The 20,553-nt window shown below is 46.0% G+C and carries 8 protein-coding genes; 2 read left to right on the plus strand and 6 right to left on the minus strand.

The features are described 5' to 3' along the window. Positions 1–16: 16 nt before the first annotated feature. Positions 17–274 carry a hypothetical protein gene (locus tag CWO08_RS18285; protein ID WP_102433146.1) on the plus strand — a complete coding sequence of 86 codons (258 nt, stop codon included), beginning with the start codon at positions 17–19 and terminating at the stop codon, positions 272–274. 161 nt (positions 275–435) lie between these two features. Here CWO08_RS18285 and CWO08_RS18290 read toward each other — a convergent pair whose 3' ends face one another. The 6 genes from CWO08_RS18290 to CWO08_RS18315 all read right to left on the minus strand — a co-directional run bounded on the left by CWO08_RS18290 (position 436) and on the right by CWO08_RS18315 (position 8,619). Beyond that, the gene (locus CWO08_RS18290) at positions 436–921 is read right to left on the minus strand and encodes a hypothetical protein (protein WP_108020876.1); all 486 of its coding nucleotides are present in this window, start codon (positions 919–921) and stop codon (positions 436–438) included. 135 nt (positions 922–1,056) lie between these two features. After that, entirely contained in the window at positions 1,057–1,614 is a 558-nt protein-coding gene (locus CWO08_RS18295; RefSeq protein WP_102478951.1) for a cupredoxin family protein, read from the minus strand. Positions 1,615–1,721: 107 nt separating this feature from the next. Beyond that, positions 1,722–4,865 (minus strand): efflux RND transporter permease subunit, encoded by a 3,144-nt coding sequence (locus CWO08_RS18300; protein ID WP_102478950.1) that lies wholly within the window; start codon positions 4,863–4,865, stop codon positions 1,722–1,724. Beyond that, entirely contained in the window at positions 4,862–6,601 is a 1,740-nt protein-coding gene (locus tag CWO08_RS18305; RefSeq protein WP_108020877.1) for an efflux RND transporter periplasmic adaptor subunit, read from the minus strand. Before CWO08_RS18305 ends, CWO08_RS18300 begins: the two co-directional genes overlap by 4 nt. Before the next feature lie 11 nt (positions 6,602–6,612). Further along, the gene (locus CWO08_RS18310) at positions 6,613–8,055 is read right to left on the minus strand and encodes a TolC family protein (protein WP_108020878.1); all 1,443 of its coding nucleotides are present in this window, start codon (positions 8,053–8,055) and stop codon (positions 6,613–6,615) included. Positions 8,056–8,154: 99 nt separating this feature from the next. Continuing rightward, positions 8,155–8,619: a hypothetical protein gene (locus CWO08_RS18315; RefSeq protein WP_102344154.1), complete on the minus strand. Its 465-nt coding sequence runs from the start codon at positions 8,617–8,619 to the stop codon at positions 8,155–8,157. A gap of 233 nt (positions 8,620–8,852) precedes the next feature. Between CWO08_RS18315 and CWO08_RS18320 the strand changes: the two genes are divergently transcribed. After that, complete coding sequence (locus CWO08_RS18320; RefSeq protein ID WP_108020879.1) at positions 8,853–20,489, plus strand: VCBS domain-containing protein; 11,637 nt, start codon at positions 8,853–8,855, stop codon at positions 20,487–20,489. Positions 20,490–20,553: the final 64 nt, after the last annotated feature.

Genomic DNA, 20,553 nt, shown 5'->3' on the forward strand with positions numbered 1-20,553 from the left:
CCATAAATAATAAAAAATGTTTAAAAGCAATGAGTTAACGATTAGCATCGAAGCAATCAATGTCGCGCTAGCAAAAGTTGAGAATGCCAATAAAATTCAGCTAGATACGTTGAAAGGTTATGTGAACAGCGAACCTGAACAAGCTGTAATGGCTTTTCGATCACTGAATGAAGCAGAATCAATCGACGACAAGTTTAGAAAGATCATGGCAGAGCTGCCGCACCTAAGCGGTGAAGCACACCACTTGCTTGAAACTTCTATCTTGCTACAGTGATTCTAGCTACAGATAAGCCTCAGCCAATCCAAGTTAGTTCATGTATTCCTGGGCAGGTTGAGGCTTATCTTTAACTGAAAACAGCATTTAATCAATGACTTAGCGGTCACACAAAGCTGTTCTGATTGGTTGAAATGAATAGGTGATGTAAGGCCCTCGCATTACTCCCAAAAGTTCCACCACTTTTTGCTGTTTTCTTCACGCTGCTGTTGGCCTTTTTCTGACCCTTTTCCTTCTTCTTTACGCTCTTGTTCCGCTTTCTTTTCTTTCTGCTTTTCTAATCCCGACTTTTCTTCGTCATTATCCATATCATCTTTAAGCTTTTCTTTCTTATCCTTGAGCTTCTCTTTACTCTCTTCGAGGGCTTCTTTCTCGTCTTCCAAATCGTCGAGCTCTTTATCTAGCTTCTGCTTATCTTTTTTATTCTTACTTTTTTTGGCTTTCTTCTTTTTCTCTTCGATCATTGAATCAAGCTGCTTCTCACGATCGTTAATTTCGCCTTCAACTTTTTTTGCCTCAGCGAACGTTTTGACTTCTTCTAAATTGGGCTTACCTTTACCAGCCCACTCAGGTTTAGCAGCAATGCTGTAATTAGACCATGATAGTAAAGCACTTGATACGGCAACGACGAGTACTATTTTGTTCATCCTTAAACTCCTACTTACTTGTTCTAACTAAAAATTTTTTCTATTTACCTATTAAACTTAATCGCCTAATACGAGAAAAACAAGAAAACGCACCAAACTAATCAATATAAGTCTGGTGCGCTTTATTAATCGATACTACAACTCAATTTTTTTCAGCATACCCGCTTCAGCATGACCTGGGATATTGCACGCAAACTCTACGTTGTTGTCGCCATGAAAATGCCATAGTAATTGCTTCGCTTTACCGGGCTTTACCGTCACTGTACTGCCTGAGTCATGAGCGTGGTTACCCATATTTTTCATCATTTCACGGTGCTCGAGCTGCTCTGAAGCAGAACCAATCGAGAATTCGTGATCTATCTTGCCTGTGTTCATAACAACGAACTGCACTACGTCATTTGGCTCAATATCGACCTTGTTCTTAAATGTGATTTTCATATCATCACTAAGCAGCACATGAACCACTTTATCCGGCTTTGCGCCTGTCGCAGGCATACCCACTTCAGACATGCCTTCCATATTCATCATACTTGAGTGGTCCATCTTTCCGCCCTGCATCATGCTGTGGTCCATTTGGGAATGATCCATCTCTCCACTCTTCATCATCGAGTGATCCATATTTGAGTGGTCCATTTCAGCAAAAGCCGTTGCAGTAGTTAACGTCAGTGCAATCGCAATAAGTGTCTTTTTCATGATCGTTCCTTAGATTAATTCAGTTATTTATTTGTTAGTTTCACATGTTCATGTGGTACGCCCTTACCCACTCTGTTTTTGGTAAGTAAGGGCTAATAATCAATACGTTATTTGTTTGTCTCATTTTGGCTATGCGTAATCTCACGCTGTTTCCAGAGCTTAAAGATTGCAGGCAAAACCAGTAGGGTAAGCAACAGTGCCGACGCCATTCCACCTATCATCGGCGCGGCAATTCGTTGCATCACTTCAGAGCCTGTTCCTTCGCCATACATGATTGGAATTAGGCCAATGATCACCGTAAGAACCGTCATCATTACTGGACGAACACGAAGCCCTGCCCCTTCACGAATGGCATCCGTTAGGTCAGCTTGTTGAAGTGTTTGTTGGTTCTCCTCTGCATCGAGCTTTTTGTAGTGCCACGCTTGATTGAGATAAACCAACATGATCACTCCGATTTCAACCGCAACCCCGGCAAGGGCAATAAAGCCAACGCCGACCGCGATAGAGAAGTTGTAATTGAGGTAATGCATCAACCACAAACCACCCACCATAGCCAAAGGAAGCGTTGCCATGATCATCATCACTTCACCGACCCGTCGGAAGCTCAGGTAAAGCAACAGCATGATGATGGCGATGGTGATAGGCACAACGACACTCAAACGGTCTTTTGCTCGCTCCATGTATTCGTATTGACCAGACCAAGCGAGCGAGTAACCCGCCGGTAATACAACTTGGTCAGCAACGACCTTTTGCGCTTCTGCCACATAAGAACCAAGGTCGCGACCTTCGATGTCAACGAACACCCAACCATTAGGACGCGCGTTCTCCGTTTTAATCATCGGAGGACCATCTTCGTAACGAATATCTGCTACGTCCGATAGAGCGATACGAGCTCCATTTGGTGTCACTAACGGCAGGTTCTGCAACTTAACGACAGAATCACGATAGCTTTGTGGGTAACGAACGTTGATTGGGTAACGTTCTAGCCCTTCTACGGTTTCACCCACGTTCATTCCTCCGATCGCAGTCGAGATAACCTGTTGCACTTCTTTAATGCTCAAGCCATATCGCGCAGCAGAGCGTCGTTTGATGTCTATCGTCACATAACGACCACCAGCCACACGTTCGGCATACACAGAAGCCGTACCACTGACACCATTTAAGATAGGTTCAAGCTGAGAGCCAATTTTCTCGATAACGTTAAGATCAGGCCCCGCAATCTTGATACCAATTGGGGTTTTGATTCCTGTCGCCAACATGTCGATACGGGTTTTGATTGGCATAACCCACGCATTGGTCAAACCTGGGAACTGAATCAGATCATCAAACTCTTTACGCAGCGACTCCGTAGTGACACCGTCACGCCATTCATCGCGTGGTTTAAGCTGAATCACGGTTTCAATCATGGTTAACGGTGCAGGATCGGTTGCTGTCTCTGCTCGACCAATTTTGCCCCACGTGGTTTCGACTTCTGGAATGGTTTTGATGAGCTTGTTGGTTTGTTGCAACAACTCACGAGCCTTACCTATTGAGATACCCGGATACGTGGTTGGCATGTACATCAAATCCCCTTCGTCCAAAGGAGGAATGAATTCACTACCAAGCTTACTGGTTGGGTAATAAGCAGACGCCATTAAGCCAAGTGCGATAACAATCATCACCTTTGGATACTTTAGGCTGAGGTTTAGAAGCGGCTTGTACATCGCCACTAGGCTACGGTTTACTGGGTTTTTATGTTCAGGTAGCACGTTACCGCGAATGAAATAACCCATTAACACAGGCACCAGCGTGATAGCCAAACCAGCGGCTGCGGCCATCGCATACGTCTTGGTAAACGCAAGTGGCGAGAACATCTTGCCTTCTTGCCCTTCTAGCGCGAACACAGGCACAAAACTCAAGGTAATGATAATCAGAGAGAAGAATAGCGGTGCGCCAACTTCTTCTGCTGCCTTACCAATCACCTGCCAACGGTTTTTGTCAGTGAGCGGAGTCCGTTCAATGTGTTTATGAACGTTCTCGATCATCACTATGGCACCATCCACCATGGCGCCAATCGCAATCGCTATGCCGCCAAGAGACATGATGTTGGCGTTAATACCCTGCCAATGCATCACAATGAATGCACCCAAGATACCGACAGGCAGACTTAGTGCGATAACCAACGACGAGCGGATATGGAACAAGAACAGCGCACACACGACGGCGACCACGATGAACTCTTCAGCCAGTTTCTTCCATAGGTTTTCAACGGCTGAATTAATCAAAGTAGAGCGGTCATAAGTCGCGACAATCTCGACACCATCAGGTAAGCCGGCTTGCAACTCAGCGAGTTTGGATTTAACCGAGTCGATCACTTCACTGGCATTTTCACCAAAGCGCATCACGATAACGCCGCCAACAGCTTCGCCCTCACCATTGAGTTCAGAGATACCGCGACGCATCTGTGGGCCAAGGTTAATATCGGCAATATCACCCAATAACAGTGGAGTACCTTTGTCGGTCACTTTTAACGGCAGAGATTGAATATCTTCGATGCTTGTCAGGTAACCCGTAGTGCGAACCATATGTTCGGCTTCGGCAATCTCGACAACAGACGCACCGGTTTCTTGATTACCATCCTGGATTGCCTTGTTGACTTGCTGAAGCGTTAGGTCGTAAGCACGTAACTTGGCAGGATCTATCTGAACCTGATACTGCTTCACCATGCCGCCAACAGTCGCCACTTCAGATACGCCCTCAACGGTTTGCAGCTCATACTTCAAGAACCAATCTTGCAGGCTACGAAGATCCGCTAAGTCATGCTGACCGGTTTTATCTTGCAACACATAGCTGTAAACCCAGCCCACACCAGTTGCATCTGGCCCTAATGTTGGCTTAGCACTTGATGGTAAGTTAGGGGCTACTTGGCTTAAGTATTCCAACACACGTGAACGCGCCCAATACATATCGGTATCGTCATTGAAGATGATATAGACATACGAATCGCCAAAGAACGAATAGCCACGAACCGTCTCTGCACCCGGAACGGCTAACATCGCCGTTGTGAGCGGATAGGTCACCTGATCTTCAACTACTTGAGGTGCTTGCCCCGGATAGCTTGTTTTAATGATCACCTGAACATCTGACAAATCAGGAATCGCATCTACCGGTGTGTTTTTAACGCTGTATAAGCCCCCAAATACGATGGCTACAGTGGCAACCAGCACCAAAAAGCGGTTACTGATGGACCAACGAATGATTGCATTGATCATAGTTCGCCCTCACCCGTGCTATTCGTCGGTTCGAGAGACTTGAGCACATAATCCGAACCTTGCTTCACAATTAGAAACCGAACACTTTGACCCTCGGCAAACTCGGATAAATCGAGGTCATCACTGACTTGGAAGTTCATTTCGCCCGCTTTCCAATCCCATTCAGGCACTGGCTTGTGATTTACCGTGATCATTCCGAAGTCTGCCATCAGCATTGTGATGTCTCCCTTCACCCACACTTCGCCCGCCATTTGGTGCTCACTTACCTTGTAGTCAACGACTTCATACTGGCCTGATTCCGTTTTGATCATCTCAAAATCAATAACTTGACCACGCTTAACGTCTCTCATATCTAAGCCTTCAGCGAAGGTGAAGTTCATCACCATGCCCGGCCAATCCCATTCTGGAACGGGTTGATGGTTAATCGTCACCATGCGGCTGCCTTGCATAACATCGGAAATTTCACCGTTCGCCCACACCGTTTCGGCTTCTTCTTCAACGCCATTGATTCGCGACAAATCAGCGGATTGGCTCGATTCAGAATCCAACATGAAGTGCGCAGAAGTGACAATACTCTCACCTTGCTCTAGCCCTTGAAGCACCTCTATTTTTTCGCCAGCTTCACGACCAACCTCAATACGAGCAGAGCGATACTTGCCAGAACCTTCTGACATCACCACTCGAGTCATACCACCGGAGTGAATCACCGAAGATCTTGGGATAGTAAGAACCGCTTCATCACTAATGGGTTTCAGCGCAATATTGGCAAACATATTTGGCTTAAGCTCGCCATGGGGATTGGAGAACTTCAAACGAACGCGCAAGGTTCGAGTTTTTGGGTCAAGGATTGGGTACACGTAATCGACATTACCCAACCACTCTTTGCCAGGAATGGCATCTAGCGTCATCACCGCATTGCTGCCTGACGAGATCCAGTGCGCTTGACGCTCAAACACCTCAGCATCAACCCATACTTCGCCTAATGGACCAGCACTGATCACCGCTTGTGCAGGTGAAAGGTAACCACCTTCTCGGATATTCAAACTCGCTATAACACCATCGGCTGGCGCTTTGACTTCAATTGTTTGCGAGGCTTTGCCTTTGCGCGTAATAGCGCGGATTTGAGTCTTATCAACACCCAAGGTAATTAAGCGTTCAGTCGAACCTTTGATCAAACCTTTACGACCCGTTTTATAAGCACTGATCAACTCTTCTTGTGCTTTAACAAGCTCTCGAGAATAGAGTGTGAAAAGCACATCACCTTTGTTTACCTTCTCACCCACTGCGTTGATGTAGAGCTTCTCAACCCAACCAGCTGCTCTTACGTTGGTTTGCCACAATGTACTTTCATCGAACGCCACATAACCCACGGTTTCAATCCGAGGAGATAGCGCTTCGAACTTAACTTTCGCTGTTTTGACACCCAGATTATTTTCTACCGAAGAATCAATGAACACGGTACCGGGCTCATCTTTAGCACCACTTGAGTCATCCGCGTAAACAGGGATTAAATCCATCCCCATAGGTGACTGACCCGGCTTGTCTCGCTGATAATTTGGGTCCATCGGAGCCACCCAATACAGAGGTTCATCCTTGGTTTGTTTACTTACTTCGGCGTCTGTACTCGTTGCCATTGCTGACATGTCATGTGCTGGATTAATTAGAAAATGGTTCACACCAAAACCCAATGCACCACCGACCAATAAAGCGATTGTTGCTACTTTTACTGAACTCATTGTCTATTCCCTTATTGATTGGCTGTGTGTTTAGTTGCGCTTGAATTGAGTTGTGGTTGGTTTACTTGGTATTCAAAGCCACTGACTAACGCCGCCAGTTTGCTGTTAACGATGTTGAGATCGGTGATCAAACGTTGTTGCTCTAACTGAAGCGCCAGCTCATCGGTCGTTGCTGAAATGACATCGTTAAACTGGGCGGTGTTGTTTTGATAGCCCCTCTCAACCGCGCTGATTCGTGCTGCGGTTTGAGGAAGCAAGGACGTTTGATAGCGATCTAATCGCTGGATCAGATTTGATCTGTCCACCAGCAATGCATTCACTTGCGCGTTCATTTGGGAAAGTAAGGTGTCTTTTTGAGATTTAGCCGCACCAACTTGATACTGAGCAGCCGATAAGTTTTTATCTTGTCGGCTCCCTGTAAACAGCGGGATGTCGACTGTCAGATAAGCACTCACAAGATCAGAAGCTGGTTCACCCGCCATGTTATTGGCTTGACGGTGTGCATACATCACTTCCACCCCAAACTGCGGGGTATAAGCTTGCTCGGCTAACTCAACCTGAGTTTGATTGGAGGAAATACTGACATCGGAGATCTTAACCAAAGGATGGTCAGTCAGTAGCTGGTAGTGCTTAGTTGAATCGATATTGGTCGCTAATTTGCTTTCCAACAACGACCAATCGATTTGGTTAGTTGCACTCAGTGTTCCCTGAGAATCAAGAACCTGAGAGCCTAGCCAATCAGAACCCAACCATTCAGAAAGCTGAGAGATTAAACGGCGCTGAACCTGCTGGTTTGCCTGTAGTTTCTCATCAAGCTTGCTCACTTGAAGCTGAGCATTAAGCAGATCTTGCGCTTCACTTTTACCAATCGAGTAATTGGTTTGTACATAGTTTTCAAGCTCAACCAACAAACGACGATTTTGACGAATCACCGACTCAGCCTTTTGCTGATAACCTAACTCAAGCCAAAGCTGCGTCATGCTATTTGCAACCGTCAATTCTCTTGCTTGTACCTGCAAAGCTAAAGCATCTGCCTGTTGGCCTGCCTTTTTCTGTTGGAGGTTAAGCGTATCGCCACGCTCAAACTGCTGCATCAGCCCTACCGATATATTAGTCATCGGGTCTTCGTCGAATTGAAAGCTATCGACAGGCAAACCGCCAAATCCAACTTTCAATTTCGGGTCCATTAAGGTCGAGCTGGCAATACCCGTTTCTCGCATCGCTTGAGACTGAGCAAAGTACTGCTTGCGATTTCCATCTTCGCTTAAAGCAATCTCAATCAGTGTATTGAGTTGCTGCGTCGAGCTTGCTTGGTCATGTGCTGAAATGTGTTGAGCATTTGAAGCTGACGCCGTGGTAGCCGCGAGCGTAGCACTTGAAAACAAGGCCATAGGCAAGGCAGCAGCAACCACTAAGCTCGTGTTCATGACAAACACAGAGGTTGTTGGTTTCATATTCACAATGAATGTCCATATCTAGCGCTAATTAGCGCATAAAAAAGAATGGCTTATCAGATTTATCTAACTGATAGAGCTGTATTTTTAGATATAGATTTATGCGGAAGGTGGGCGTAGCAAAGATTGAGCGCGTGCGACTTTCTGGCCAATCGTGACCGATTGAAAACGAGCTAATGAAAAGGAAAGTTGATCAACGGCTTGAACAGCCTGAATTGGATAGGGACTTGCAGAACACATTGAGGCACAGCAATCGGCACTCGAACAATGGTTACCCATCATCGGACTGCCGTCTTCGCTCATTGAAGGCATATCGAATTGAGCCATCAAAGCATGGGCACTCATGTTAGAGTCTTCAGCGTGTACTTCTTCACTCATCACATGACACCCTGCCATTGAATCATTAACCGAAGTATCGCTGTGGTAACAAGCCGACTTGCTCGACCCCATTTCCATCATCATTACTTCAGTCATCAAGGCTGAGGAGCTTGAGGCATAGCTAGACATCAACATCGCAATGATGCTGAAAACAATAATCCAAGTTTTTCGGAATGTGTTTGTCATAGCTTACCTTTGAATTTACAACGCAACTATAAACGTTCCCCTTAGGGTAAGGTCAATGCCATTGTGCCGATATTTACCTGACCGTTGAAAAAGTATTCATCCTCTCTTTCATCAAAATGAGATAATTCTTCGACTTTGCAGTTTTTTCTTTAAAAATTATCCAATTAGCTAGCGAAACCTCTATCTGTGTATTTTACTTAAGATAGTGCAACCACGATTCACGGATGATAAAAATGGCTAACAAAAAAAACGTCGAAGCAAACAAGAAAAATACAGAAACCAAAAATAAGAAAAGTAACGAGCTAGAACAACAGAAACCAACAAAAAAAAAGAAGCTCAGACTGCATTCACACCTAAAAGTTAATATCCCACTTTTTCAATCACTCATGATGATTTTGCCATCATTGGCTAAACACGCAGCTGCCGAGACTATAGACAATTCCAGCGGTGCTGCAGATCAAGTAATCGCAAATAACGTGACCGAAAAAGATGTCACCGATGACCATAGCAAGGCGGACTCATCAGCGGTTGCTCTCCAAGAAGCTCAGACGAGTGACAACCACGTAAACTCAACCTTAAGTGCAAGTCATGCCGCCCATGGTTCGAGCTCTCACTTGGTTCCTTCTCATCATTTATCGACGCTTTCTCACCCGCAAGTCCATTACATTCCTTCGGTATCGATGCCGACTATCTCCTCAGGGAGTAACGGTCAGCCGACTCATTCGAATGCGCCTACGACGCCCGCTTTACCCGTCACCTTTATGCCAGAAGTCATAAAAGGTACGTACGGAGAGCTTCATGTTGATGCAAATGGTCAATACACATTCGTATTGAATCCAAATTCTCCTCAATACATCCTGTTAAATCAGCACCAACCAGGTACTGACCATTTTGCGTTACATCTATCTAATGGCTCGAGCATCATTGTCCAGATACCAGTAACAGGTAAGCAAGACACGCCAAGTATTTCTGGAGACTTAACAGGTGTCGTAACAGAAGATCACAATATTGATTCACAAGGCTTGTTACATGCCAACGGCAAAATCGATGTCATAGACCCTGACCAAAATGAAAGTTCGGTTACACCGGAAGTTATCTCAGGTAAATATGGTTCATTAACTATCGATGCTGATGGACATTGGCAGTATCAAGTTGATAACTCGCTCTCTAATGTTCAAGCTTTAACCGCAGCCACTTCACTGCATGAAAGTTTCACAATTCACACCAAAGATGGCACACCGCAAACGATCGATATGACGATTGGCGGGAACGACGACAATGCCGTAATTACGGGTGTGGATGCTGGCACGTTAACTGAAGATTTAACGACACAAGTTCAAGGGCAGCTTTCGGTCACGGACTCTGATCTTGGAGAAGATCATTTCCAGGCATCACAAGTAACTAGCAATTTCGGTACGCTAAGCATCACCAAAGACGGTGCGTGGACATACAACTTAGACAACAATAACCCAGTAATTCAAAGGCTTGGCCAAGGTTCAACTGCGACAGACATCGTCACTGTTCACTCAGCTGATGGTACAGCGCATCAAGTTATGGTTACGATTAATGGCACCAACGACAATGCGGTAATCACGAGTAGTACAGCAAATTCGCCAAGTTCGTTTTTCGCTATCGGGAAAAGTAATGGCTCAAACCAAGTTACTGAAGATAAAGACCTAACGGTTTCGGGCCAACTCAACATCACCGATATCGACTCAAAAGAGGCCCATTTTTCTAATTCCGACCTCAAGGGGACACTGGGTACTTTACACCTTAAAGACAATGGCGATTGGAGCTATGACCTAGATAATAAAAAACCACAAGTTCAGGCTCTTGGTAAAGGTTCTTCGACAACAGATATCATAACCATCCATTCCGCCGACGGCACTCCTCATCAAATCACTATTACCGTTAACGGCACCAATGATAAAGCCGTGATAAGCGGAACCAGTGCCGGCGTGGTAACCGAAGAGTCCCAACTTCAGACCTCGGGCACACTGACTGTTACGGATGTGGATACCGGTGAAGCGCACTTCGCTACTTCATCCACAAGAAGTACCGATATTACAGGCTCGTTTGGTACGCTTCATCTGACTGATACTGGTTCTTGGACGTACGATCTTGATAATACAAATCCTAACGTTCAAGCATTGGGCAAAGGAGCAACCGCTACCGACACCATCACCGTTCATTCTGCTGACGGTACACCGCACCAAGTGACTATCACAGTAAATGGCACCAATGATAAAGCTACTGTCAGCAGTGCGACCGTCGCCATCGCTGAGACTGATAAAGCAGTCACGACTTCAGGAACGTTGACCAGTACCGATGTTGATAATCCAGATAATACGTTTACTCCGGATTCTATTTCAGGCACCAACGGTGACCTGACTATTGATGCCAATGGTCACTGGGTATTTACCGCGAACAGCGCGTTTAATCAGCTAAACGTCGGCGATAAAGTCGAAGAGACTTTCACGGTGTCGTCCATCGATGGCACACCTTCGACCATTAAAGTCACGATTAACGGCACTAATGACGCCGCTACTGTCAGCAGTGCGACCGTTGCTATCGATGAGACAGACAAAGTGGTAACGACATCAGGAACATTGACTAGTACCGATGTAGACAACCCAGACAACACGTTTACGCCAGACTCCATTGTTGGATCTAACGGCGACCTGACTATTGATGCTAATGGGCATTGGGTGTTCACCGCGAACAACGCATTTAACCAATTAAACGTCGGCGATAAAGTCGAAGAGACTTTCACTGTCTCGTCTATTGATGGCACACCGTCGACCATCAAGGTCACGATTAATGGCACTAACGACGCCGCTACTGTCAGCAGTGCGACCGTCGCCATCGATGAGACTGACAAAGCAGTAACTACCTCAGGAACCCTAACCAGCACCGATGTTGATAATCCAGATAATGCGTTTACGCCGGATTCTATTTCAGGCACCAACGGTGACCTGACTATTGATGCTAATGGTCATTGGGTGTTCACCGCGAACAGTGCGTTTAATCAACTAAACGTTGGCGATAAGGTCGAAGAAACCTTCACAGTGTCGTCTGTTGATGGCACACCGTCCACTATCAAGGTGACAATTAACGGTACTAACGACACCGCTACTGTCAGCAGTGCGACCGTCGCCATCGATGAGACTGACAAAGCTATAACTACCTCAGGAACGTTGACCAGCACCGACGTGGATAACCCTGACAACACATTCACTCCGGTTTCGCTCACAGGAACCCACGGCGGCTTAACCATTGATGCCAACGGGCATTGGGTGTTCACCGCCGGCAGTGCGTTTAATCAGTTAAATATCGGCGACAAGATCGAAGAGACCTTCACGGTGTCATCCATCGATGGCACACCGTCGACCATAAAAGTGACGATCAATGGCACCAATGATAAAGCTACTGTCAGCAGTGCGACCGTCGCCATCGACGAGACTGACAAAGCGGTGACAACCTCAGGCACCCTAACCAGTATCGACGTCGATAACCCAGATAACGCATTCACACCGGATTCGATTACTGGCACCAACGGCAACCTCACCATTGGTGCTAATGGCCAATGGACCTTCACCGCCAACAGCGCGTTTAATAAACTAAACGTTGGCGATAAGGTCGAAGAAACCTTCACGGTGTCGTCTGTTGATGGCACAACGTCAACGATCAAAGTGATGATTAACGGTACTAACGATGCAGCGACAGTCAGTGCCGCAACAGTCAGTGTGGATGAAACGGACAGCGCTATAACAACTTCTGGAACCCTCACCAGTACCGATGTGGACAACCCAGACAACACGTTTACTCCGGATTCCATTGCAGGCACCAATGGCGACCTCACCATTGATGCCACAGGCCACTGGGTATTCACTGCCAACAGCGCGTTTAATCAACTAAACGTTGGCGACAAAGTCGAAGAAACCTTTACTGTATCGTCTGTTGATGGCACATCCTCGACCATCAAAGTGACGATTAATGGCACTAACGATGTAGCGGCAGTCAGTACCGCAACAGTCTGTGTGGATGAGACTGACAAAGCGGTAACCACCTCAGGCACGTTAACCAGTACCGATGTTGATAATCCAGATAACACATTTACGCCAGACTCCATTGTTGGAGCTAATGGCGACCTAACTATTGATGCTAATGGGCATTGGGTGTTCACCGCCAACAGCGCGTTTAATCAATTGAACGTCGGCGATAAGGTCGAAGAGACCTTCACTGTATCGTCTATTGATGGCACAACGTCAACGGTCAAAGTGACGATTAACGGCACTAACGACGCCGCTACTGTCAGCAGTGCGACCGTTGCCATCAATGAAACCGACAAAGCGGTAACCACATCAGGCACCCTAACCAGCACCGACGTGGATAATCCAGATAATGCGTTCACGCCGGATTCTATTTCAGGCACCAACGGCGACCTGACTATTGATGCCAATGGTCATTGGACGTTCACTGCCAACAACGCGTTTAATCAATTGAACGTCGGCGATAAAGTCGAAGAGACCTTCACTGTATCGTCTATTGATGGCACAACGTCAACGATCAAAGTGACGATTAACGGCACTAACGATGCCCCTGTCATCAATGCGCAATCTCACTCCGTTGTTGAAGGAGGTAGCCTCTTAAATGGAAAAATGGTTGGGCACGACATTGATACAGGTGCGACATTGACTTACAGCGCACCGCAGGTTGATGGCTTAGTTCTTAACCCTGATGGTAGCTACAGTTTCGACCCCAGTCATGCCACCTACCTGTCGTTAGCATCGGGAGCAACAAAAACACTCACAATTCCTGTAACCTTGACCGATGAACACCACGCTAGCAGCACCCAAAACCTTTCGATCACAATAACAGGTGCCAATAACTCTGCGACGATCAGCGGTGTTAGCACAGGTGATGTCGATGAAGGACATGGCAGTTATGGCGATATGTCACCAGACTATGCTCATCCTGGCATGGCGAAACTAGGACAAGATGCAATAACTGCTGATGGCAAGTTGGATATAGTTGATCCTGATAGTGGTGAAGCCCAATTTGACCCTAAAGGCGGCGCTTGGAATAACTCCTACCATGGCCAATATGGCCACTTATTATTAAACAGTGATGGAACTTGGCATTACGATGTAACAGTGGGAGGTAGTGATTGGGTTGGTAATAAAAAAACAACGATTGGCACCACTATAGATCAACTTGGTGAAGGGCAAACTTTAACCGACACCATCACTATACAATCTAAAGATGGCACAACTCACGACATCGTAATTACTATTCATGGAGACAATGATAGACCTTACTGCTCTTCAGAAGTACAACTCAACTCTGGCAAAGAAGACACTTCGCAAACACTCACAACGAAAGAACTTCTTTCGAATACCATAGATGTAGATAACAACGATGCTGGCATACTTTCTATCGCTAACCTTCATTCTAACCATGGTTCTATCCGCGACAATCATGACGGTACTTACACCTTCACACCTGCCAAGGATTATAACGGTCAGGTTCACTTCACTTATGATGTGAAAGATGCACATGGTGGGGTAACTGCTACTGGTGCAAATATGAATCTGCAAGGTGTAGCAGATAAAGCGTTAATTGGTGGACAACATGTTGGAGATATTACTGAAGACCATCTTACCCCACACCTAGCTCAACTGACTGTTCAGGGCCATTTAACTGTGGTGGACCCAGATGGTGGAGAGGCTCACTTTACCTCTGTAACAAAGATTGATGACCCCTACAATACAAATCACGATGGGCTTATTCTCTCTCCCAGTGGCGCTTGGCATTATGGTGTAAATAATTATTTAGTCCAACATATGGCAGAAGGAGAGACAAAGGATATTGTCTATGAAGTTTCAACAGTAGATGGAACCAAACAGCTCATTACGATTACCCTTCATGGAACAAATGACAACCCAGAACTGCTCTTTTCTGGCTACGGTAATCTAAGTGGCGGACCATCTCCTATCACAACAGATGAAGATAAAGCCATAACCATCTCCGTGGATCGTTTTATGTCAGCGAAAGATATTGACCATGGTGATACATTGCATCTTGAGCAATTGCATGTCGATCATGGAACTGCTGTTTTGTCACCTGACGGTAAGAGTGTTATATACACGCCAGAAAAAGACTTCAATGGGCAGGTCACCTTTACCTATGCAATTATGGATAATAATAATGCACAAGCGATAGATACTGGTACGGGAAAAACCGCACTATCGGGAATGGTGCTTACGGTAAATGCTGTGGATGATGTAGCTGTAATAACAGGTACCGACACCGGTAGTGTGACTGAAGATGTCGACCCATATACACCTGTAAGTTGGCTGCCAAATATGATTCATACCACAGGGCAGCTAAGTATTAGTGATCCAGACACAGGTGAAGATCATTTTGACTTTAAAAGCTTTATCAAAGTAGCGTCTCACCCTGAATGGGCCCCTTATCAAAGCCAGCTGGGGGGTAAGTTAAGCATCGATAAAAATGGCAGTTGGGAATATGTCATTGATACAACTAAGCCCAATATCCAAGCATTAGGCGATGGAGAGAGTTTAGTTGATCGGGTGCTTATTCATTCAAGTGATGGCACCCAACACACGATTGAAGTCACTATCCATGGTACAAACGATGCCCCAGTTGTAACACAAGCAACACTGCTTCCTGCCGGCGTTGAAGATACACGCATGACCTTGACCGCTTCGCAACTGCTCGCCAATGCAATAGATATCGATAACAATGATGTGGGTTTATTGACGGTAGCTAACTTGAATGTTGATCACGGTTCCGTTCATCTTAACCCTGACGGCACGTACACCTTCACACCTGCCAAGGATTATAACGGTCAGGTTCACTTCACTTATGATGTAAAAGATGCGCACGGCGGTGTTACGCATGCCGGAGCGAGTACGACACTTGCGGCAGTCGATGACAAAACCATTATTTCTGGCATTGATCATGGTGTTGCAACTGAAGATATCGCCACTCATATGTCTACGAGTGCCAATATTATGGATGCTGTTTATTGGCAAGCACTACAAATTACTGATGTAGACAGCCCTAATACTCAAGTCACTGTCGAATTTGCAGGCAAACAATACACATGGAATATAGGCAGTGACCTAGATGTTACGACTCCCTATGGCAAATTCCAGTTCCATACTATCGCAAGTGGATCTCACAAAGGTGAGCATTCTTGGAGTTATATTGGCGACAATAATAATGTTCACGTTCAAGAATTAAAGCATGGTGAATCATTAACCGAATCTATAAAGCTAATAGCAACCGACGGTACTGAGTTTCCTATTACGGTTAAGGTAAACGGCACAGAGGATGGGATCATAATCGATTCCAAGTCAGAACTTGGCCATGTCGTAGAAAATGCCCAAACAGGAGCTTCAGTTTCCGGCAACGTAATAGCCCACGATGTCGACCTTCACGATACGGTGAGTTGGACACAAACACCAACAGCAGGCCTTAATGGCCAGTATGGTACGTTCCACCTAAGTGCAGATGGACAATGGCATTATGACGTTGACCAAAGTAAAGCTACAAAATTAGGAGACGGTGACGAGTATTGGGAACACTTTACAGTTGAGGCAGTATCTACTGATGGTAGCCATGTATCGAAAAGCGTATCGGTTGTTGTACATGGAAATAATGATGCACCAACAGTCAGTGGAGAAGTCACTTTACCTTCAGGTAAGGAAGATACTTCAATACATATTACACAAGCTGAATTAATCGCTAATGCGACAGATGTTGATACTAACGATAGAGGTTGGTTACACGTTGAAAACTTGACTGCAGACCACGGTAGCTTAGTATCAAATTCAGATGGTAGTTTTACCTTTAACCCCGACCCTAATTACAACGGAACGGTCCACTTTACTTACGATGTTGCCGATAGACACGGTGGCATAGCTCATACAGGAGCAAACACGTCTCTTGCTGCTGTTAATGATGCCGCCACATTTGCCGGTGACTCCAGTAGCATAAAAGAAGATACAAACATTCACCACAACGCGCATATCACTGGGTCAGCAACTATTCCAGATGCCCTTTATTGCCATGGGCACCTGATTGTTTCTGACGCTGATGGTCATGGCGAAGCTGCATTAGATCTTAAGGGGCAACCGAAAATATCTCTGGATGGAACCTATGGTCATTTCGACATCACTAGTACTGGGACATGGGTTTATAAAGCAGACAACAAGAGTACGCAGATTCAAGACTTAGACAATGGACAAACACTCACAGATAGCATTGAAGTCACATCAAAAGACGGTACCAAGCATTCAATTACCGTCACTATTAACGGGACTACTGACGCTCCTACTCTACACAGCCTCAGTGATTCTGGTGTTCAACATAGTGGTCCAGTTGAAGGGAATCTACTTACTGGCTCTGGGACGGATCAAGGATTGAGTGGTGCAGCAACAGACACCGATTCCAACGCACATCTGGTGTTGCAAGATATTCAAATAAAGGACCCCGTGTCAGGTTATGTCGCGGTAAGGCCTGGGCAACCACATACTATGGCCGGTATCGGTACACTCGCGATCGAAGCGAATGGTCATTATACCTTCACCCCGGAAGCTGGCTTTACAGGTAAAGTGCCAAGTATGGTTTATCGTGTCGGTGATGATGGGGGTAACCCAATAGGAGATTCTTCTCAAAACTCTCTCTCTATTGAAGTCACCCCTCCTCTACAACATGCGCCAACGGTGACAGGGCAAACTGTTTCTACAAATGAAGACATCACCAGAACCTTTACAACCAGTGAATTTGGTTACAGTGATCAAGATGGCGATGCGTTACAGTTCGTGACTATTAGCAGCTTACCGAGTCATGGATTATTACTTTTAAACGGTAACGCCGTAACCGCCAACCAGCAAATCAGCAAGGCTGACTTAGACGCAGGCCATTTAACTTTCACGCCGAGCAATAATGAAAACGGCGCCAACTATGCGCAATTTACATTTACTGCGAATGATGGCCATAAAAATTCGGCAAGCGCAACGATGGTAGTGGATGTCAATGCGGTCAATGATGCACCTATCGTTGGATCGAGTTTTATTAGTTCTTTAGAAGATAAGCCTCATGCGTTCACCACCGCAGACTTTAAATATTCTGATATTGATGGAGATGCGTTAAACCACATCACGATTACCAATGTCGCCCATGGCGTGTTATCGCTGAATGGCACCACAGTGAATGTTGGTGATGACGTCAGCGCCTCCGACGTTTCATCACTCATCTTCACCCCAACTCACAACTACTTTAGTTCTGGTGTCAGCGGATTAGGGGCGGTGCAATTTACCGCAAACGATGGTCATCTTGATTCAAAAGAAGGGTCAATACTCATTAATATAGCGAGTGTCGCTGACCCTGCAACATTCAGTGGAGACTCCACAGGAGTGGCAAAAGAAGACATAACACTTCAAGCTTCAGGTACGTTGACGGCGAGTGACCCTGATGGAACAGCAGGGTTTACCGCGGTACAGGGTGGAGCTGGAATAGCCGGAAGCAAAGGCTATGGGCACGCTCATATCGATGTAAATGGTCACTGGACTTACGACCTTGACAACAACCATCCTATAGTTCAACAGCTTGGCGAAGGTCAGACAGACACTGAAACCATCACGGTTCAATCTGCAGATGGCACGCACCATGATATCGTGGTTACCATTACCGGAACCAATGACGCACCGATTCTCGGCGTTAACCAGACATCATCAACAGCAGGTACATTAACAGAGACAGATGTAGACGTTAATGACACTCATATGTTCTCTGTCGTCAGCTCAACAGGGCAATTCGGTTCATTGTCGGTCGATCCAAATACTGGTGACTACGTCTACACACCAAATACGTCTATCACAGGAATGAGTTATGACTCTGCCACCAACTCCTATCATGGTGTCGATGTATTCGAAGTAAAAGTCAGTGACGGCCATACGCAAGATTCGAAATTCATCACCTTTGATGCCTCAGGACATGTCACCATGTCACCAACGGGTAGCTTAGTCACCTCGACGACTGTTCTGCACCAACCTGTGGTAACTACGACGCAACCAACCTTGCCTTCAGGCACTAACGTCGCGCCAACGAACACCGTTACTCTGGATCTCGCGTCAACAAGCGATTCAGGTTCATCGCAAACTGACAACCTGACCAACGACACTACCCCAACGATTACCGGACACACTGATATTCCATTCTCGAAAGTCACGATTTACGATGGTTCCACACCCGTTGGACACTCGGTATCTGATGCCTCTGGCCAATATAGTGTTGCCGTAAGCAGCTTATCGGAGGGTGATCATAATCTATCCGCCAAAGCATTGGCTCCTTCGTCAGTGCTACCGGCTACATCTTCGCTTCTTTCCGTCCATATAGATACACAAGTACACGTCGGTATTCAAACAGACCCAATTACCGCCGACAATGTGATTAATGCTCAAGAATCCAACAGCTCCATTGACATCACCGGATCCGTTTCTGGCGATTATAATGCAGGCGACATTGTGACTTTAGATGTAAATGGGACACAGCATACTGGCGTGGTCGATGCAAAAGGACACTATTCAATTGCCGTACCTGGCAGTGAACTCATTGCCGATGCTGACCAAAAAATAGAGGCATCAGTAGCGGTAACAGATAGCGCAGGTAATAGCGCTCATGCCACTGCAGATGTTACTTACCAAGTCGATACACAGGTTAGCGTTCCTACGATTACTTTTGAAAACGCAGGGTCAGACAACTTATACAGTAAAGCTGAAATCGCCCGAGGCCATGCAAATACGATCACAGCAACCGTTACTCCTCCTGGTGATGCAAAAATCGGTGAGCATCTTGTCGTTAACGGACAAGATCATGTATTAGATGCTCACACTCTTCAGCATGGAATACAAATTGAAGTTCATCCCGGTTCTAATGTACAAGCAACAATGACTGACGAACACGGTAATACCGCAGGTAACCAAGGTTTCGCTGCAAGTGCTATTCCTGAACCGATCATTGTCAGACCACCATCGGGAAGCCACCAAGTATCTGGCACGCTTGGGGTTCCACCACTATTACCATCGTTAACTCCGGTACCAACAGCACAAAGCGGTTGGCGAATCCATTTACCTAACGGACAGTACGTCACTAGTCATCATGGTCAATACGGGACATTAACTATTGACCCTCAGACTGGTCATTTACATTATCAAGAGCAAGCCCAAGTTCACACGGGCCCTCATGGCAGCGCTTCTGGCATAGGTCAACATGAAGATAAATTTGAAGTGGCATTGCAAGGGACAAATCAAGATGAAGTTGTCGCCCATGTGAATATCCAGATACTCAGTCATGGGCCTGGACATAGTGGAAAGCTGACAGTTGGAACTGAAGTGGTTGATATGACAATCACACCTTTGGTCCATACATCACACCCTGCTCCCCCACCACCGCCTCCTGTTCAACATGACGAGCCAGACATGGCTTCACAAGCCGACTTTACCGTCACTCTAAGCGATGATAGTAATCTAGATTTAACCCAACAGACCCATCAAGAACCCGATCAGAAAACCAGCCACCATGGTGCAGCCGCTTATCTGGATGCATTGGGCATTAAACCCGATGCGACATCGACAACGGTTCATGATCAACCTGCGGATATGGATATCGTACTTGCAAAAGTCGACCAACCAGGTGCAGTAACACATGACCAAGCGCACTTGGATATGTCAGACGCGCTGGAACACCATGATGCAAACATCAACCATAACCAAGATGATGAGCACCATCATCACAACGACGTAGACGGGCTACCGGACATTGATCCAAATAGTTAACCGATAACGAGACCAAACAGAAGGGAGCACGTAATGTGCTCCCTTTTTGTTATTTGCAGTTGTT

Source organism: Vibrio sp. 10N.286.48.B8, assembly GCF_003050085.1.
Classification (GTDB): domain Bacteria; phylum Pseudomonadota; class Gammaproteobacteria; order Enterobacterales; family Vibrionaceae; genus Vibrio; species Vibrio crassostreae.